Consider the following 18,033-nt stretch of genomic DNA (forward strand, 5'->3'; position numbering starts at 1 on the left):
GTGCCGGCCGCTGGCCGGCAGCCTTCAGGATCAGGCCGCGACGCTCTCTTCCAACGTCGGGTAATCGGTGAAGCCGACCGCGCCACCGCCAAAGAACGTCGCGCGATCCGGCGGATTCAGCGCCGCACCGGTACGCAGTCGCTCCGGCAGATCCGGGTTGGCGATGAACGGCCGGCCGAAGCCGATCAGGTCAGCCCAGCCTTCCGCCAGTGCCTGCTCGGCGCGCTCGGCGGTGTACTTGCCGGCGTAGATCAGCGTACCCGGGTAGACCATGCGCAGCGCCTGTTTGAACGCCACCGGCATCAACGGTGCATCGTCCCAATCCGCTTCGGCAATGTGCAGGTAACCCACGCCCAGTTCACCCAGCAGATGCGCGGCCGCCAGATAGGTGGCCTGCGGCGTATCATCCACCGCGCCCTGCAGCGTGGTCAGCGGCGCCAGGCGCACGCCGACGCGATCACCACCGACCACCGCAACCACCGCCTGCACCACCTCGCGCAGGAACCGCAGGCGGTTCTGCAACGCGCCGCCATAGCCGTCGGTGCGCTGGTTGGCCTGCGAGTCGATGAACTGGTTGATCAGGTAGCCATTGGCACCGTGCAACTCCACGCCATCGAAGCCTGCGTCCAGCGCGTTGCGTGCCGCCTCGGCGTAGTCGGCGACGATGCCCGGAATCTCGTCCTCGCGCAGCGCGCGCGGCATCGAGTGCTGGATCATCTCGCCCACGCCCGCTTCCGGGCCTGCGCCCGTGGGGTCGACAAACACCTTCACGCCTTCGGCCAGCAACGCCGACGACGACACCGGGGCGGCACCACCCGGCTGCAGGGCCGCGTGCGAGACCCGGCCCACATGCCACAGCTGGGCGTAGATGCGGCCGCCAGCGGCGTGCACCGCATCGGTCACCCGACGCCAGCCCTGCACCTGTTCCGGGCTGTGGATGCCCGGGGTCCAGGCATAGCCCTGGCCCTGCGGGCTGATCTGGGTGCCCTCGCTGACGATCAGGCCGGCGCTGGCGCGCTGCGCGTAATACGTGGCCATTTCGGCAGTGGGCACGTTGCCGGCCGACGAGCGCGAGCGGGTCATCGGCGGCATCACGATGCGGTTGGGCAGCGTCAGTGCGCCCAGATGATGAGGAGTGAACAACATGGCGGCGATCTCTTGCGGGAGGAGTGCCACCAAGAATGGGGATGGCCCCCGCCAGGCAACAGGCACGCACTGGCAAAACAGTTGTTCCCCCACGGCAAGGATCACCCGGTATGAGGGCTCATCCACGCATGGCGTGGATCTACTCCACCCTTGGCTCGATCTTTACCGCACCGTGTGCCACGCGGTCATAGCAGGTGCGCACCACATCTTCCCCGTACTTCAACTCCAGCCGGCGCACGATGAAGTGACCACGCGCCATGTCCTGGTAGTAGTCGGTGAACATGGTGTTCAGCGCTGCACCCGCGGCGGCACCAACGACCGGCACCGCCTGCGCGGCGAACTTCTCGGTAACGACCACGCCAAAGCGCGCCGCCACCTTCTCCACCATCTTCGCCAGCAGCTTGCCGGCTTCCTTCGGCGCCACGCCCAGGGTCAGGTCGCGGCCGGTCACCACCCGCCCGGCCAGCTCGGCCGAGAGATGGCGCATCACATCGGTCGTGAAGCCGCGGGCCAAGTAATAGCCCGTCTCGCTGGCGTCATCACGCTGCGAGTTGCCGCCCAGCGCGAATACCTCCAGGCACGCCTGGCGGGTGCTGAAGTCGGACAGGTCAAACCCCTCGCTGCGGGCGACGTCGGCCACCGCACGCATCATGATCGTGGTCGACACCGGCAACTCGATGAGCAAGGCGGCAAAGCCGAAGGCGCCGCCGACCGCACCGGAGGTGGCTGCCGCCAGTTTGTGCCAGCGGGTCGACGCTCCCTTGCCGGGCGAGTTGTCCATGCTCCACAGGGCTGCCTGCGCCGACTTGGACAGCGCCGCCTGCACCGCACCGTGGATGCGGTTGGAGACCGAACTGGGCAGCGCCTTCACTGCGAACTCCAGCGGCGTGCCGACCAGGTTGGCCATGCGCGCGGTCAGGGTCGGCGCTTCCAGCAGCGCCACCGCCCGCTGCAGGTCGGACCAGTCGCGGGCGTCGTGGACAATGTCGCGGGGAAGCAGGATCGGCTCGTTCATGGGGCCGATCTTAGCGCCCGGTAGTTGAACGCTTCGTCGCGGGTCACGACAGAGGGGTCAGAGCCCTTTCCGCGGGAAAGGGATCCGACCCCGACGCCTTGCCGGCCAGCGGCCGGCACTACCAGTTCGCGTGTCATCCGGTAGCGCCGGGCCATGCCCGGCGTTGTTGTTCAGGCCGTGGGCAGGCCCGACAGCGCGCCCATGAACTGGCGGTAGTGGCGGAGCTCGGCGATTGAATCGTGTACATCGCTCAGCGCGGTATGGTTGCTGTTCTTGCCGACGCCAGCGGCCACGCTCGGCGCCCAGCGCTTGGCCAGTTCCTTCACGGTGGACACGTCCAGGTTGCGGTAGTGGAAGTACTTCTCCAGCCGCGGCATCTGGCGGTGCAGGAAGCGGCGATCCTGGCAGATCGAGTTGCCGCACATCGGCGAAAGGCCGGCCGGGATCCACTGCGCCAGGAAGTTCACCGTCTGCGCTTCGGCCTGGCCCAGGGTGGTGGTGCTGTCCACCACGCGCTGCCACAGGCCCGAGCGACGGTGCTGGTTGCGGTTCCACTCGTCCATCGCTTCCAGCGTTTCCAGCGGGTGATGGATGGCGAACTCCGGGCCCTCGGCCAGCACATTGAGCTGGGCATCGGTCACCACCGTGGCGATCTCGATGATCGAATCGTTATCGGTATCCAACCCGGTCATTTCCAGGTCGATCCAGATCAGTCGCTCGTTGGCCGCGCCGGTGTCCGCCATTGTGTCGCCTCGTTGCTGGGCAGGCGCGCGGCCTACCGGTAAGGGAAAGAGGCGCCCATCATACCCTTTCGCCTCTCAGCCCTCGCCGGCGTGGTCTTCCAGCAGCAACGGCGGCTTGCCACGCTTGGCGCGGAAATAATTGGTCAGGCGCATGCTGGCCTCCTTGGCCAGCACCCCACCATGGATCTCCACCCGGTGGTTGTGGCGGGCATCGCCGAGCAGGTCGAACACGCTGCCGCAGGCGCCGGTCTTGGGGTCGCTGGCGCCGTAGACCAGGCGGGCAACGCGTGCATGCACGATCGCCATCGCACACATTGCGCACGGTTCCAGGGTCACGTACAGGGTGCTGCCGAGCAGCCGATGATTGGCCAGCCGCGTGCCACCGGCCCGCATGGCCACGATCTCGGCATGCGCGCTGGGATCGTGCGAGGCGATGTTGAGGTTCCAGCCCTCGCCCAGCAGCTGTCCATCGGCGCCCACCAGTACCGCACCGACCGGAATCTCATCGAACTCGCGTTGCGCGCGCTCGGCCAGGGCCAGCGCGTGGCGCATCCAGCGTTCATCGGCGTCGTGCACCGGTACACCCAGGGCATCGGTCATGGCGGTTCTCGCGTGTGTGCAGGGCCAGGATGGCCGCCGGGGCCGCATTGTACGCCCGCGGCCGTGCAGGCGCCGCTAGCGTGCGTCGAAGCGCTCGCGGGCGGCGTCCAGTGCCTGGAAGTTGTGCTCGGCCCAACGGTCCAGAGCGGACAGCGTGTCAACCAGGCCACGCGCGACTTCGGTCAGCCGGTACTCCACATGCAGTGGCTTTTTGCCCAGCTCACACCGCTCGACCAGGCCATTGCGCTCCAGCTGCCGCAGGGTCTGGGTCAACACCTTCTGCGAGATGCCTTCGATCTTCCGCAGCAGCGCGCCATTGCGCAGCGGCCCCTGCGCCAGTGCCGGCAACAGCAGCATCACCCACTTGCCGGAGATCAGCGCCAGCGCATCACGTGCCGAACAATCGGCGGCATAGACATCGCCCGGACAGGCCATGGTTACCTCAAGGTGCGTAATTGCCGGGGCACTCCGGCATCGCGAGGATGGTCGCACACTCCACCAACACCTCGCCCCATGCGCGCCCTGATCCTGCTTGCCCATCCCGAACCCCGCTCGTTCAACGCCTACCTGGCCGCGCAGGCCGCCGAACAGCTGCGCCATGACGCCCTGCAGGTGGACGTGGTCGACCTGTATGCGGAAGGCTTCGATCCGCTGGAAGCGGCCTGGCACCATCCACGGCGCCTGCAGCCCGAGCGCTTCGATGCCCAGCGCGAACAACGCCACAGCGCCGAACTGGAGCAGTTACCCGCCGATGTGCGACGTCACCTGCACCTGCTGCGGGTCGCAGACCTGGTAATCCTGCAGTTCCCGCTGTGGTGGTTCGCGGCGCCAGCCATCCTCAAGGGCTGGCTGGACCGCGTGCTGGTATATGGGCCGATGTACAACAGCCGTCAGCGCCACGAACATGGCGTGATGCAGGGCAAGCGTGCATTGCTGAGCGTCACCACCGGTTCATCGGCACGGGCATGCGCGGTGGACGGCCGCGAAGGCGACACCCGATTGCTGCTGTGGCCGTTGATGTACAGCCTGCGCTACGTCGGCTTCGAGGTGATGGAGCCATGCGTGGTGCATGGCGTGCGTTCCGGGCTTGCAGCGGAACGCGTGCAGGCCCACGACGAAGCACTGGTTGCAGCCACCCTCTCCTACCGCGAGCGACTGACGCACTGGCGGCAGTGGCCGATCGTGCCCTTCAACGACAGCGATGACTTCGAGGATGGGGTGGTGCTGCGCGCGGACGCGATCGCGCACAGCCCCTTCATCCGCCACCGCGACGCGGGATGAATCTTCGCCTGCAGGCGCTACCGGAAAGCCTCATACTTCGCACTCTTCCGAAGCACCTTGGCGAACCCATGACCACCCTCCGCCCCTCCCGCGCCGACGACGGCGCCGCTCTTGTCGACCTCTGGCGCCGCGCCGTCGACGCCACCCACGACTTCCTCAGTGCCGAAGACCGCCAGGCCATCGATGCCGAAGTCGCCGGTTTCCTGCCGCAAGCGCCGATGACCGTTGCTGTCGATGCGCAGGATCGGCCGCTGGGCTTCATGCTGATCGATGGCACGCACATGGAAGCGCTGTTCATCGATCCGGACGCACGTGGCACCGGCATCGGCCGGCAACTGCTGCAGCACGCTCTGACCCAGCATCCGCAGCTGAGTACCGACGTCAACGAACAGAACGCACAGGCCGTCGGCTTTTACCTGCGCATGGGCTTCGTCGAAACCGGACGTTCACCGCTGGATTCGCAGGGCCGCCCGTATCCGCTGATCCATCTCCGGTACGAGGGCTGAGATCAGCCCCGGCGGCGGGAGTCAATCCACGGGCGGGGCGCTTGCCTCGAATGCCGCTGAGTAGCGCACTTCGCCCTGCGCGATCGGCGGCACCAGGGAGAGGGCCTGGAAGTACGCTGCTGGAACACCCGGCAGTACCAGGCCCGGTTCGGCATGGAACCCGAATCGCCCGTAGTAGGACGGCTCCCCCAGCACGACGCAGCCCTGCGCGCCCTGCCCACGCAATGCGTCGAGCGCCGCGTGCATCAGCGCTGCGCCAATGCCCTGCCCCTGGCATCCGGGCAGCACCGAGATGGGTCCCACGCCAAACCAGCCGGTGCTGCCATCGCTTATCGTCACCGGCGACAGGGCGATGTGCCCGACGACCTGCCCGTCCTTCTCGGCGACCAGCGAAAGACTCAGCTCTCCACGCGAACGCAGCGCATCGACAATGAACTGCTCGGTGTGGCTGCTGTGCGGCGCATCACGGAAGGCCGCCTCAGTGAGTGCGTGGATGCTTGCCCGGTCTTTACTGGACTCAGGCCGAATTGTGTAATTCATGGCGCCCGTCTCTGTGATGGAAATGTGAATTATTGATTTGAATCACACATCTGCAGAAGAGCCTGCGTCGCGCGCAGCGCCAGCGGAAACACCGGATCGCCCACGGCGCAGGCGATACGCCCGAGGTAGCACCCGCCGGCGCGTCAAAAACATGGCGCGCCGGGTGGCAATGGCTTGCCGACACGCTCCATAATCGGAAAACCTGTCATCCAGGAATGATATATGGACATGGACGCGCCATGCAGGACCGGGCCATGGATGTAGCACAGCGCGAACACAGGGGACGGCCGTTGTTGGCGTTGATCGCGCTATTGCCGCTGGCCGCGTGCTCACCTTATGCCGATGCCGAGCGCGACGTTGCTGCGGGTGGACGCGGCCTGGCCAGGCTCAACCCGGCGCCGAAGCAGGCCTACGAACTGGTGCTGACACTGAAGGACGCGCCGGGCCCGTTCGCGATCGTGGAGGGCGTGGCCCAGTATGACGTCAGCAACTACGAAGACTGCGGGCGGATACTGCCTGCAACAGGCACTGCGGGCCGCATCACCAGCCAAGAGCCCGTCACCCTGCACAAGGTCAGCGAGAACGAGTACCGCGGCACGTTCCACCTGGACCGCATGCTGGATGAGGACTACTACGGGCGCGGCGCCTGCGTTTGGACGCTGACGGGCGTCGGTGCGATGTTGCGCGCCACGACCAGCAAGGCGGATACGCGATTCCTGACGTTCGTCGACAAGAAGCGCATGGAGAACGACTCGCCTCTGACGCTTTATTACCCGAACCTTGTCTATCCGCGCGCCGACACTGTCGCCAATTTTGGTGCCAGTGGCGAGGAAGCTCCGTCGGGGTACAGCGAAGATCTGCGCGACGCGCTGTTCTCAACCACCACCACTGTGCAGAAGCTCACGCCATGAGCTGCCAGTGCCTCATTCACCCCTATCCCCAAGGAGGCCGACATTGCGCCACAAGATGATTCCGTGCCTTGCTCTGCTTCTGTTGACCGCCTGCCATCCGGAGACCGCCATGAACCAGGAACGTGCCGCTGCTGAAGCCGATGTCGCCCAGGGTGGGCGCGGCCTCGCAAAGCTCAACCCCAGCCCGCGCAAGGCCTATGAACTGGTGCTGCGCCTGAAGGACGCCCCGGGTGATTTCGCTGTGGTTGAAGGCGTGGCCCAGTACGACGTCACCAACGAAGACCAGTGCGGCCACATCGAGCCGGCCACCGGCACGGCTGCTCGCATCACCAGCCAGGAGCCGGTGGAACTGCGCAAGGTCGCTGATGGCGAGTACCGCGGCACGCTGTATGTGGACCGCATGCTGGACGAAGACTACTACGGCCGCGGCGTGTGCCATTGGGAGTTCACTGGCGCTGGGGCGATGTTGAAGGCGACGGGCGCTGAAGAAGAGACCCGCTTCCTGACTTTCGTCAAGGCCGAACCGCTGACTGAAGGCAAGACCCACACGCTTTACTATCCGGACGCAGCCTATCCGCGGGCACCACTTGCTGCCAACTATCCGGCCACCGGCAAGGCTGACCCGGCTGACTACGTTGCTGAACTTCAGGGCAAGTTGTTCACGATGAGTCTCAGCGCCAGCGAGGTTACCCCATGACCATCAGCACGCAGGATTATGCGGCGCTTTCCGACGATGCCTACAAGGATCGCGCTGTCGGCCGGAGGCGTCCGGGGGAAGAAGAGCTCGTCACGATCAACGGGCATGAATACAAGATTCTCGATCACGTCAATAATCGGCTCAATGGTTACCAAGGCACGGTTTATCAGCGAGCCGACACCAACGAGATCGTGGTCGCTCATCGCGGCACCGAGCAGATAGCTCGTGATGCCATCCTGACCGACGGCGGCATGGTCGTCGCCCGCACCAATGTGCAAGCGCCCGATGCCATTGCGTTGACCAAGAGTGCACTGGACTACGCGAAGCAGGACGCCGCCTTTGGAGGCCGTGCTCCTGAGGTCACCGTCACCGGCCACTCCCTCGGCGGCGCTCTGGCCCAGATCACCTCGCACCATTTCAATGTCAAGGGCGAAACCTTCAACGCCTATGGCGCGGTCAGCCTCGGCTACCGCATCCCGGAAGGCGGCAACACCATGATCAATCATGTCATGGCCTCAGATCCGGTCAGCGCCGCCTCGCCGCACTTCGGCCAGGTGCGCATCTATGCCAAGCCGGAGGAGATCAGGACGCTGTCTGCTGCCGGTTTCAGCAACCACTCGTTGCGCGCCCTGATTCCAGACTACCCGGTCATCGCGGCAGCCAGTTCTTTGGGCTCCCACAAACTGGGTAACTTCCTCGATCAAGGCTCGGTGCTGAAGCACCCGGAAACCCAGACGCTGGCGAAAGACAACGCCAGGATGATCGAGGAGTACCGCGACGACGTTGAATCACTGCGCCGTGGTGTCACCCGCGCGGCGCGGGGCATTCCAGGCGGCGCCGTCGACCTGTACGACCACATCCGCGGCCCGCTGCAGCCCGGTGAGCCGGCACGCCGCGAAGCGGAGAAGAACGGCCATCACACCAGCATGCTGCGAATGGACGATGCCAACCATGTGGGCAACCCACTGTTCAACGACGCGATCCGTGGCGTGCACGCGCAGGATGTCCGCGTCGGCCGGGTACCAGACGTGATGAGCACGCAACTGGCAGGCAGTCTGGCCGCCGAAATGCACGCAGCAGGCGGCAAGCGCATCGACGAAGTGGCCATGAATGCCGATGCCTCGCGCAGCTTCGCCGTGCAGGGCCAGGGCGGTGACCCCGCCCACCTTCGTGTGTCGGTGGATACGGCAGTGGCGATGAACACCCCGCTGGAACAGAGCAGCCAGCGCATCGACCAGCAGGCCGCCGACCAGCGCGTTGCGCTGGAGCGCGACCAGCAGCTGGAACAGCAGCGGAACCAGACCCGCAGCCTGCAGGCCTGATGCAGCGCGGGAGCCGGTCAGCCCGGCTCCCGCACCCTTCGGCACTCCGGCTCAGGGGCTGGAGGCCGCCACTGGCACGCCTACTCCGGCAGTTACGAACGGATCCGGGCCCGAATCCGGGAATCCGCCGCAGGCACGATCGCCGGGTGCCACCGGATCACAGGGCCACAGGGCGCGTGCGACCTTCTCACGCAGCTCGAAGCGATCCCCAGTCCAGACCACGAACGCGATGTGCTCGCGGTTCCAGTCACCGTAGGCGCGCGGACCGCCCTTCTGCGCAGACTCCGGGTACTGCACGAACCAGCGCATGGCCGGGCCGTACTGCAACTTGCTATGGTCCAGGATGACACGTCCCTCACGCGACAGCTGTCGCGCACGGTCGGCGTCCGTCACCGGCGGCATGGCCGGCATGGCATCGGCGGTCACATCCCTCGGCGGCGCGTCCCCGCGGACCTGGTACACACGCTGGGCCACATAGGCCTCGCGACAATCACCCGCTGGCACGCGGACCGGCTCCGCGCCGTACTCATCGCGGTTGGCGACCTGGTCGCTGCAGGTGAACGGTGCTGACACCAGATAGAACGTGCTGTCGCCGTCGCGCCCTTCCAGCGAGCGCACCCAGATGTCGCCCATCCGCACGATGAAGTCCGGGCGCTGGCCGTAGCCCGGCACCGCCTTGAACCATGCCTTCTGCCGCACCTCACGCTCGCGCCAGCTGCGCGGCAGGTGGATGTCCTGCACGGGCAGCGCGACCAGCAACGCGGCCAGATGCGCCGGCATGGTGCCTTGGCAGGCGCCAATCAGCAGGTCGCCCTGGGTCGCCAGACGCCCGGCCAGATCCACCGGGCAGCGGGCACCGAGCGCCCGCTCGGTCGCCTGCTCGGGCGGCAACGGCACGATGGCCAATGCGGGCGGAGCGGGTGCTACCGCGGGAACGGTTGGCTCGACGGCGGCAGGCGGTTCAGCTACAGGCGCCGCCGCTGCGGGCGCAACGGGCGCCGGCGCCGGGTCCGCAGCCGGCGCCGGCTGCGTGTCCACCACCGGTGTCGCAGGGGGTGTAACGGCAGCCGGTACTTCGGGAGCCGGCGCCGCGACAACGGCGTCGGCCGCCATGGGCGCTGCGACGGGCGCCGCCCCTGCAGGCGCCTCAACGATTGCATCTGCAGCGGGGGGCGTTTCCACGGCGGGTGCCGCTGCCTCCTGAGCCTGTGCCGACGCTGCGGCAAGTCCAAGTGACAGCAGCCAGAGCGGCGGCAGGCGGCGCACGGATGCATTGCAGCGGGCAGCAGCGTGCCGGGCATTCGAGGTAACGATTCGCATGTGGTGTCCTTACGGGTGGGTTTCCATGTCGGCGCCACAGGGCGCCACGCGTCGTACGTAAAGCGCCTGCGGGCACCCTGCCCGCCGGCATCAGGTGCTACAGGGATCGAGAGCGCTGCTCCTGCTCGCGGGCGAGCGCGGCCGCGGGGTCCTGCTGGGCGACACTGGCGGCCAACTGCTGGCTGCTCTGCGCCAGCGGCTGCTGCGCCGCCTGTTCGCGCTCGACCGAAGCGCGCAGCATGGCCGGGTCACCCAGCGCGCCCTGCACGGCAAACAACGTGCGGCCGTCGTTGCCAGCCAGGAGATGATCGATGCGCGACATCCCCGCCTTCTGCGCGCTCAGCGCCAGTGCGCCGGCAGCATTGTCCAGTTCCTGCACGCTGCGCAGACCGCTTTGCGGCCCCATCTGCTGCAGGTGCTGGCGCGCTCCTGAGAACAGCGTGTATCCCGGCTCGCCCGGTTGCGACATGTCGCGTCCCGTTGCCTGCTGGGCAGGCGCCCCCACTTCGCCACGCTCCAGGCGCGCCATCACATCGGGGGTCAGCTTCTGCTGCCACACCTCGAATCGCTGCTGGCGGGCCTCGATGCCGTTCAGGCCACCATTGATCGCGCGCGTCGCTTCGCGCACGTCCTCGCGCGCCGCTTCCGGCACCCGCGTCTGCCACTGCCACACGGCAATGCGGCCTGCGTGCTCGGGCTGCGCGGCCAGTTCCGGGTGATTCACCAGGTCCAGATCCAGCGCTTTGCCGGCACGCTCGTAATTCTCCTTGCCGACCAACGGCAGATAGCCGCGGCCGTGGTACTTCAATGCGTCGCCGGGCACATCATTGCCCATGCGTCCGCCGTACATCAGCTCAGCCAGGTTTTCCGGGCGGCCACGCAGCGCTTCCTGGCGGGCGCTCTCCAACGCAGCCTTGCCATTGCGCCACGCAGCTTCCACCGGGATCTGCGAGATGCCCCGGGTGAAGTTGAAACTCTCGTTGAGACGGCTCAAGCCACGGGATTCATGCCCGGCCTGCGCCATGAAGTTGGCCAGTTCCCGGGACGAAGTCATGCCGGCCTCCGTGGCCTGCCGCAACAGCAACGACTCCCTATCCTGCGACACGGTGAAACTCCTGCTCGATCATCGTTGGATACTCCCGCCTCCTCACCGGCATGGCACTCAGGGCAAGCTCACGTCGGCGACGACGGAAGGGTCGAAATCCTCGAATCGCACCCGGCCAAGCTCGGCCGCGGAGAAATCGCGCGTGTGGGTCGCTTCGGTTTCGGTGTCCACCACCTTGCGCTGCACGCCATGCACCCAGCACGCCTGCTCGGCAGGTGCATACCGGAAGGTGTAGACGCTGCTCCAGCGTTCGCGGCTGCCGCCGTTGGTGATCACGCTGAACGCGCCGTCTTCAATCGTCACGTAGGCGAAGGGGTCACCGGCCATGCCACCGCGCGTTGAGCACGGCACCAGCTTGTCGTTGCGTGCCGCCAGCTGCCAGCGGCCCGTGGCATCGCCCAGCAGCAACAGCAGGACCCGGTTCGGTCCGTGCTCGCCGGGCAACAAGCCCTCCGGAGGAGGTTGGTCGATCACCAGGAGCTGGTCCTGGAAACCATTGCCGGTCAGATCGCCGCGTACAGCTTCCAGCAGGTTCGCGCCGGACGGAACGAACGCCAGGGCATTGTCCATGTGCGTGCCACTCCCCTTCTCCATCCCCTGCAACTCCTTCAATCCCGTCTTGCCAGTTCCCGAGCGGGGGCCGGAAACGGGGCGATGCCCCGCACGTGCCCGGCGGCCGCCATGGCGGATGATAGCCCCGAGCCCACGGCAACCGCGATGGTGGCAAGCGTCACCCGCACCGCGGGGGGACACAGTCCTCATGGACGGAAAAGCTCCTGCGTTCGATGGCACCGGCGCGTCGGGATTTTGACGCGCACGCAGCTTACTTCGAGGAGGCAGCGCTCGTCGAAGGGGGCTTGGGATGAAAAGCGCACTTGATCACAGAATGAGTGCGGTTAACGTGAATGGATGCCTACTTGGAGATGACGGCAGCGCTGATCAGGCACTTAACACTCGTGCAGACGCAAGCGGAACGGGTGCAGCGAACACGGATCAGGTGAACGAACCCACCCGAATACAAGCACCATTGCGGCGCTCGGGATCCGTCATTCGCAATGAGAATTTCCAAAAAATTGAAAACACTACGGCCGGTCCAACGAAACAACCGGGGCGCTAGCCCGGCGCTATCCTCGCTTCACTTCCGCACATACTCAGGAGCTGAGCACGCGGTGTACACGACGTGGCATCCCTGCCCCCCATCCCTTATACAAAGACGAGTTGCCAATTGAATTGCTTCATCGACAGTCGCCTTTCCACCAAAGCTGGTGCCGCCGGAACCCGAACTGGGGACCACCGCAGCAACGCACTGATTCTCGTAGGAAAAAGAAGTTCGACAGGCACGACCACCTGAGTGCCGGCATTGCATCACAGCCTCTGCCTCTGCCTCAGACTTACTACGCTTCCCGATAGACACTCCGGACGCGCCCTCAGGAGAAACAGAGATCGCGCCCCACGTTTCGATCCACTTCCCTTCGGGTTGCGGCGTCTTGAGCGAGCCGTCACCCGCCCCAGGGATCGGAGCGCATCCTTGGACACCTTGCCCGCCAATAGGATACTGCCCCGGAGGGCACCCGCCCTCCGCGAACGCTGCCGACTGGAAGACTGCGGCCAACAAAAGGCCCAGGATCACCCGCCAACTACGTAGAAGCGTAAACCTCCAAGACATCGCGCCTCCTGCCTGTATTCGACTGCACTGCTACCCATCTGCAAATATGCCATGAAGCTGCCCAAGGCGCCCTAGACGAACATGGCCGCCATTGGCGACAGTCAGATAGTGTTCGCTAGGATCGAGCCCATGTCGCGCTACTGCTGCCCGGACCTACTCAGATGTGAGCGCAGCACCCGCCACGTCAATTGCTGCGGCCAAATTTGTCGCTGCTGAACGCCTGATCATACCGAGAATCTCCCAACATCAAGAGTAGAGTTCTTCTTAGTTGATGGGCGCAAAAAAAACAGCCCGCTCAACGGCGGGCCATTCTATCGCCGCATCACGAGAAAAATGCGGGCAATTACTCAAAACTTCTCAAACTCCGGCTCGGTGCAATTGGACATGACAACTTCACATGTCTCTTTGGACGCAGCACGACATTGCGCCAAGGATAGGCCTTCCGCCTCCTCCTTTGTGGCTGCAGCAGAGTAGAAAGTCCCCCCGGTTCCCGCATTCGAGACAGCCGCCGTCGCGCATTGATTCTTATAGGTGAACTTCACTCGGCAATCCCGACCGCCTGCATCAGAGCAGGATCTCACCGCCGCGCTTCCCGCATCCGCCTTCTTCCTCCACCCACTTGCCGCTCCTGCGATTCCGGAAGGCGCGGCGGCAAATGCTCCCCAAGTCTTGATCCACCGTCCCGTTGGACGCGGGCTTTCCGCTCCTGATCCACCAGCAGGAATCGGCGCACATCCGCCGGCACCCCGCCCGCCAATCGGATACTGGCCTGGAGGACACCTTCCTTCCGCCCAAGCCAGGTCGGACGTAAGTGCTAGAACTACCGCTAGACTCGCCGCGAACCTATACATGACCTTCGAACCCCTGATGACGTTCGAAATCCCCCAACATCCGAAGGAAAGCTTTTCACCTGTCATCCAGAGCCAAATCCCGAAGAATCCACTATCAGCTAGCCATTCGCAGCCGGTACAGTCACCCGTGCTCCGCCAATCCGCAGAACGCAGGAAACTACGAAAGAGTGGCCACGATTGACAATGCGCAAGAATCTAAATCAACGCATCAACATCAAGCCAACTCTCTGAATTTCCGGCCCATTTACGCAAGCCCTGGATGCACCTTCAAGCTCCAGGCGACTCCGACGCAACCAATCAATCGACTTAAGAGAATCGACGAACTTGCATCGCTAGAACTTACGGAAAACAGGTTCAGAACAGTCTGCGTAAAAGACCCTGCACTTCTTTCCACTGGGATCTACGCAACCTTCACCCGCCAAGGAGATCGCTTGCCTTTTCTTTGGAGCCTTACCAACTGCGGATTTAGCCCCCGAGCCACCTGAAGAAGGAATCAACCACGCGACGCACTGATTTGAGTAAGAGACAGTAACCTTGCAGTCCGTGGCTCCTCCACCACCACAGCGCCTCACAGCCTCGGCAGCGGCGGCTTCTGCGGAATTCATTCCGGAGGCCATTCCTACCTCAGAAGTAGCTTCGGACGCAGCGATTGCTCCCCACGTACTTAACCATTCCCCCGTCGGCGTTGGAGGAAGTAGCGGCAGCTGATCCGAGCCACCGCTGTCGCCACCAGGAATCGGAGCACAGCCTCTGGCCCCTTGCCCTCCTATCGGGTAGAACCCTGGCGGACAACTACCGCCTTCGGCAAGTGCGGACACAGGAGCCAGCAGCACCCCAAAGAAAAGGAGCAAAGCAAGCAGCTTCATCGTTTTCACCTCTTGCATCCAGTACCCTACCCATTCAGCAACTGCCGTGACATAGCTCACCGAACTGCGGCGTTACCAAGCGACCCCGGCGTATGTACCGAGTTGCTAGTACCCGGCGCGATTTTCGGGATCGTAAGGCTCTGGCTACTCACGGATTCCTCTGAATTGGTTGGAGCTGCCGGCTTGTAACTACCCGGCGGCTGTCCGCTCGGTCCCGGCGCCTGTGCCACCGGGCTGCCACCTATCTGCGAATATGCCATGAAGCTGCCCAAGGTGCCCTGGAAGAACATGGCCGCCATTGGGGGCGCAGTCAGAATCAAGGTCGTCAGAATCAGGCCCATGCCGCCCTGCTGCATCGCCTGACTGGTCATACCGTCGCTGGAAGCCCCGTCAAGCAGGAACCTGTTCACCAGCGCCGTCGCCCAGAACGAGGAAGACACGCGGATCACCATATCCAATGCAATGGACACCATTGCCGACAGCACCGCCATCGAGAACATGGTCCCGATTCCGCAGAAGAACCATCGCTGGAACAACTGTTTGTCCTGATCGAACAATAGATAGAGTACTAACTTCACCCCATGCCAATGAAATCAGCATTGCAGCTATAAGCCAGCAGGCAAATGAATTTCAGACCGAAGCTTGCTCTCCAAGAGCTCTCGACACTCTCACGCAGACTAAACCTGTGAACAGCGACACCCAGCCTTAGTGCAAAGTAGACCTCTCAAGCGAAAAATAGAAGCGGCCCACTTCTCAGCAGGCCACCCCCTAAAACAACAAACAAAATGTCATTACTCACAACATCAACCCAACGCCAGGATTAACATCAGCGGAAGGGCTTAAACTCAGACATGCTGCAGGCAGAGTAGATAACAGTACAACTGCGACCCTTACCCTCGGACTCACAACGGCGCACTGATTCCACCTTCGCATCTTCTTCATTAGGTGATCGATACGCCACAGTTTTCACGTCGACGAGGGGTACTGAACCAATCACCGGGCCAGCTAGCGCGGCGCATTGATTGTGATACTCAAGAATAACTTTACACTTCTGCCCCCCCATGCGCTGACATTCAGAAAGCGCGAGGGACCTAGCTTCTCTCTTTGTTTTTTTAACCTCCGCCACACCAATCGCCAAATTCTGGCCGACTTGATGGTCTGTGTCTTGCGCCAAAGCACCCCACCGGGTTTCCCATTTACCGGTCGGCATGGGGCCACTGCTCTCACCACCAGCTTGACCACCGGGAATTGGCGCACAACCTCCTACACCCTGACCTCCCACGGGGTACTGCCCTGGGGGGCAACGTCCTTCTGCCAACGCCACATTAGAAATAACGAGCAGCAAAAGCACGACAATGCACTTCATACGCACACCTTTATCATTCGACACTGTCAATCCACGCTCAGGCGCCAGCCTGCCCATACTTTCCAGTATCTTGCTTGACCTCACCTGAGCGCCCGATACCGTAACCAGAAGTCGCGCCATGGCCGGAACTGACCGATGGAGCACTGGAATGATCCTTTGTCTGGGCCGGCGCATAGTAGCTACCCGGCGGCTGCCCACTCGGTCCCGGTGCCTGAGCCACAGGGCTACCACCTATCTGCGAATATGCCATGAAGCTACCCAAGGTACCCTGGAAGAACATGGCCGCCATTGGGGGCGCAGTCAGAATCAAGGTCGTCAGAATCAGGCCCATGCCGCCCTGCTGCATCGCCTGACTGGTCATACCGTCGCTGGAAGCTCCGTCAAGCAGGAACCTGTTCACCAGCGCCGTCGCCCAGAACGAGGAAGACACACGGATCACCATATCCAATGCAATGGACACCATTGCCGACAGCACCGCCATCGAGAACATGGTCCCGATTCCGTAGAAAAGCCATCGCTGGAACAATTGTTTGGTCTGATCGAACAACAGACAGAGGATGAACAGTGGGCCGAAACCGATGAACAACGCCATCGCGACCTCATAGAGCAACAGCATCGAGCCAGCAGTCACCGCCGGGCCGCCCGTACCCAAGCCGATGAACCACATGGCTCGTGTCTTGTCTTCCTGCAGCCCCGGGTCATTCAGGATCTTGATTCCATCCACACTGGACAGCGCAACCTGCATCCAGGCCAAGCTCTTGTCGATCTGCTCCTCGGGCTTCTGATCCTTCCCGGTAACGACATGGGTGATGAGACCCTTCACGTCCTCGGTCAGGAATTCATGAAGATCCCGGCCAAACATGCCCATGCTTGTCGCTACAGCCACGATAAGTGCGGCGCGCGCCATGTTGGTCACCAAGATCATCATCGAATCGCGGCTGCGTCCGGTGACGATACGATAGCCCTGAATGAGGACCCACAAGGTCATGAGGGTCAGCGCCATTCCGCCCACCCACGCCATCATGTTGTCCATGACGTCGAAGCCGAACTTGCCGATTCGCTCCCGCAGATAGTCCAGGATGAGCTTGAAGAAAACGAAGTCGCCGACCGACTGGACGCGCGCCACGTGCCCCATCAAATCCTGGAATCCGCCCGAAAAATCAAAGTTGGCAATCGACCTGATCGTCATACCCACATTCCCTTGGTGATACCGCTATCGCTTGAGGCGCCCCGTAGGGACTCGAACCTCAGGTGCTTCATTCCACGCATCAGTCGATGGACAACGCCGTCTTCAGCGCTGCTGTCTTGACCAGGTCACTGATGACGGTCTTGGTTGGATCGCCCTTGAGCGCAGACTGGGCGACGACCTTCTGATTGGCCTCCATCACATCGATGTAGGCGTCGTATGCCTTGATCCGGGCTTCAAAGTTCTTGATCGTTGCGTTCATTTCGTTCGCAGTACGCATCGAGTCGTTCGCCACTGCGTTCATGTCACCGAGCCGATTGCTACCAAAACGCAACTGCGCGATGTCATCCATGCTCTTCAGGAACGCAGGCCCGGTCGTCTGCATGAAGTAAACCGCATCGTTGTATTTGCGATTCTGCATCATGCGGATGTTCACGCAGATCTGCGTCTGCTGGCTCTTCCAGTCGCCCTTTGAATTGAAAATGATGTTGGGCAGCATGTCCTTCAAATCTGCGCCGGTGCCACAGGTTTCAGCGACCAGGTACTTGGGCGAAACGGGCGTCAGCTGTGCAGCGGAAGGAAGACCGAAGTTGTTGACGATACCCTGCACCTGAACCAGCATCTCGCCATACTCCTTGATGGTCTGGTTCCAGTCCTGAAGCCACTGTGTATTTTCTCTGACGAACTGGGTCTTCTCCTGCACCTTGGACTGCAGGGTATTGAACTGATTCCAGATGTGCTGCATCAGCGCTGGACCGGTTTCCTGCACCGGACCAAATGCCCCAGCGTTGGTGGCAGACAGCGCCAAGGCAACACCCAGCACCTTGGCCACCGGCTTGAGTACCTTGCGGGCGCTGGCCCGACGCTTGACGATGTTCATGGCAAAACTCCTGTTGTTCAGATTGACATCCA

21 protein-coding genes are annotated in these 18,033 nt (G+C 63.3%); 5 read left to right on the plus strand and 16 right to left on the minus strand.

Annotation, left to right across the window (positions count from 1 at the left end; all coding sequences use genetic code 11):
- Positions 1-30: 30 nt before the first annotated feature.
- From ACTXG9_RS07780 to ACTXG9_RS07800, 5 genes are all read right to left on the minus strand, one after another.
- Positions 31-1,146, minus strand: a complete 1,116-nt coding sequence (locus ACTXG9_RS07780) for an alkene reductase (RefSeq protein WP_456115681.1) — start codon at positions 1,144-1,146, stop codon at positions 31-33.
- A 139-nt stretch (positions 1,147-1,285) separates the two neighbouring features.
- Positions 1,286-2,161: an EcsC family protein gene (locus ACTXG9_RS07785; protein WP_456115680.1), complete on the minus strand. Its 876-nt coding sequence runs from the start codon at positions 2,159-2,161 to the stop codon at positions 1,286-1,288.
- A 170-nt stretch (positions 2,162-2,331) separates the two neighbouring features.
- Positions 2,332-2,904, minus strand: a complete 573-nt coding sequence (gene orn, locus ACTXG9_RS07790) for an oligoribonuclease (RefSeq protein WP_005413827.1) — start codon at positions 2,902-2,904, stop codon at positions 2,332-2,334.
- A gap of 75 nt (positions 2,905-2,979) precedes the next feature.
- On the minus strand, positions 2,980-3,504 hold the full coding sequence (gene tadA, locus ACTXG9_RS07795; RefSeq protein ID WP_021202807.1) for a tRNA adenosine(34) deaminase TadA: 525 nt from the start codon (positions 3,502-3,504) through the stop codon (positions 2,980-2,982).
- A gap of 75 nt (positions 3,505-3,579) precedes the next feature.
- Entirely contained in the window at positions 3,580-3,939 is a 360-nt protein-coding gene (locus ACTXG9_RS07800; RefSeq protein WP_021202806.1) for a winged helix-turn-helix transcriptional regulator, read from the minus strand.
- A 78-nt stretch (positions 3,940-4,017) separates the two neighbouring features.
- On the opposite strand from ACTXG9_RS07800, the gene ACTXG9_RS07805 reads away from it, so the two are divergent.
- Together ACTXG9_RS07805 and ACTXG9_RS07810 are read left to right on the plus strand one after the other, a co-directional pair.
- The gene (locus ACTXG9_RS07805) at positions 4,018-4,785 is read left to right on the plus strand and encodes an NAD(P)H-dependent oxidoreductase (RefSeq protein ID WP_111098157.1); all 768 of its coding nucleotides are present in this window, start codon (positions 4,018-4,020) and stop codon (positions 4,783-4,785) included.
- A gap of 68 nt (positions 4,786-4,853) precedes the next feature.
- Positions 4,854-5,291, plus strand: coding sequence for an acetyltransferase (locus ACTXG9_RS07810; protein WP_111098158.1), 438 nt, complete (start codon positions 4,854-4,856; stop codon positions 5,289-5,291).
- Between the two features lie 21 nt (positions 5,292-5,312).
- Here the strand turns inward: ACTXG9_RS07810 and ACTXG9_RS07815 are convergent, their stop codons facing one another.
- The gene (locus ACTXG9_RS07815; RefSeq protein ID WP_021202803.1) at positions 5,313-5,831 is read right to left on the minus strand and encodes a GNAT family N-acetyltransferase; all 519 of its coding nucleotides are present in this window, start codon (positions 5,829-5,831) and stop codon (positions 5,313-5,315) included.
- Positions 5,832-6,085: 254 nt separating this feature from the next.
- On the opposite strand from ACTXG9_RS07815, the gene ACTXG9_RS07820 reads away from it, so the two are divergent.
- From ACTXG9_RS07820 to ACTXG9_RS07830, 3 genes are read left to right on the plus strand one after another with little or no spacing between them, the layout of a single operon-like run.
- On the plus strand, positions 6,086-6,742 hold the full coding sequence (locus ACTXG9_RS07820; RefSeq protein ID WP_456115679.1) for a hypothetical protein: 657 nt from the start codon (positions 6,086-6,088) through the stop codon (positions 6,740-6,742).
- Positions 6,743-6,785: 43 nt separating this feature from the next.
- Complete coding sequence (locus ACTXG9_RS07825) at positions 6,786-7,439, plus strand: hypothetical protein (protein WP_155029772.1); 654 nt, start codon at positions 6,786-6,788, stop codon at positions 7,437-7,439.
- On the plus strand, positions 7,436-8,761 hold the full coding sequence (locus ACTXG9_RS07830) for an XVIPCD domain-containing protein (RefSeq protein WP_329859313.1): 1,326 nt from the start codon (positions 7,436-7,438) through the stop codon (positions 8,759-8,761). The genes ACTXG9_RS07825 and ACTXG9_RS07830 overlap by 4 nt, the downstream gene beginning before the upstream one ends.
- Before the next feature lie 51 nt (positions 8,762-8,812).
- Here the strand turns inward: ACTXG9_RS07830 and ACTXG9_RS07835 are convergent, their stop codons facing one another.
- The 10 genes from ACTXG9_RS07835 to ACTXG9_RS07880 all read right to left on the minus strand — a co-directional run bounded on the left by ACTXG9_RS07835 (position 8,813) and on the right by ACTXG9_RS07880 (position 18,001).
- Positions 8,813-10,081: a hypothetical protein gene (locus ACTXG9_RS07835; protein ID WP_425605145.1), complete on the minus strand. Its 1,269-nt coding sequence runs from the start codon at positions 10,079-10,081 to the stop codon at positions 8,813-8,815.
- A gap of 97 nt (positions 10,082-10,178) precedes the next feature.
- On the minus strand, positions 10,179-11,186 hold the full coding sequence (locus tag ACTXG9_RS07840) for an XVIPCD domain-containing protein (protein ID WP_111098162.1): 1,008 nt from the start codon (positions 11,184-11,186) through the stop codon (positions 10,179-10,181).
- A 57-nt stretch (positions 11,187-11,243) separates the two neighbouring features.
- Positions 11,244-11,780 (minus strand): hypothetical protein, encoded by a 537-nt coding sequence (locus tag ACTXG9_RS07845; protein WP_019660284.1) that lies wholly within the window; start codon positions 11,778-11,780, stop codon positions 11,244-11,246.
- Between the two features lie 541 nt (positions 11,781-12,321).
- Positions 12,322-12,852, minus strand: a complete 531-nt coding sequence (locus ACTXG9_RS07850) for a DUF4189 domain-containing protein (RefSeq protein ID WP_080112519.1) — start codon at positions 12,850-12,852, stop codon at positions 12,322-12,324.
- 347 nt (positions 12,853-13,199) lie between these two features.
- The gene (locus tag ACTXG9_RS07855; RefSeq protein ID WP_329842100.1) at positions 13,200-13,769 is read right to left on the minus strand and encodes a DUF4189 domain-containing protein; all 570 of its coding nucleotides are present in this window, start codon (positions 13,767-13,769) and stop codon (positions 13,200-13,202) included.
- Between the two features lie 266 nt (positions 13,770-14,035).
- Positions 14,036-14,587 carry a DUF4189 domain-containing protein gene (locus ACTXG9_RS07860; protein ID WP_457654782.1) on the minus strand — a complete coding sequence of 184 codons (552 nt, stop codon included), beginning with the start codon at positions 14,585-14,587 and terminating at the stop codon, positions 14,036-14,038.
- 38 nt (positions 14,588-14,625) lie between these two features.
- A complete protein-coding gene (locus ACTXG9_RS07865; protein WP_423178402.1) occupies positions 14,626-15,147 on the minus strand; it encodes a conjugal transfer protein TrbL in 522 nt (173 codons plus the stop codon).
- A 248-nt stretch (positions 15,148-15,395) separates the two neighbouring features.
- Entirely contained in the window at positions 15,396-16,055 is a 660-nt protein-coding gene (locus ACTXG9_RS07870; RefSeq protein WP_080355575.1) for a DUF4189 domain-containing protein, read from the minus strand.
- Positions 15,973-17,124: a type IV secretion system protein gene (locus ACTXG9_RS07875; RefSeq protein ID WP_057494665.1), complete on the minus strand. Its 1,152-nt coding sequence runs from the start codon at positions 17,122-17,124 to the stop codon at positions 15,973-15,975. The genes ACTXG9_RS07870 and ACTXG9_RS07875 overlap by 83 nt, the downstream gene beginning before the upstream one ends.
- A gap of 79 nt (positions 17,125-17,203) precedes the next feature.
- Positions 17,204-18,001 carry a hypothetical protein gene (locus ACTXG9_RS07880; protein WP_019660287.1) on the minus strand — a complete coding sequence of 266 codons (798 nt, stop codon included), beginning with the start codon at positions 17,999-18,001 and terminating at the stop codon, positions 17,204-17,206.
- Between the last annotated feature and the right edge of the window lie 32 nt (positions 18,002-18,033).

This window comes from Stenotrophomonas maltophilia group sp. LNF247 (assembly GCF_054083135.1).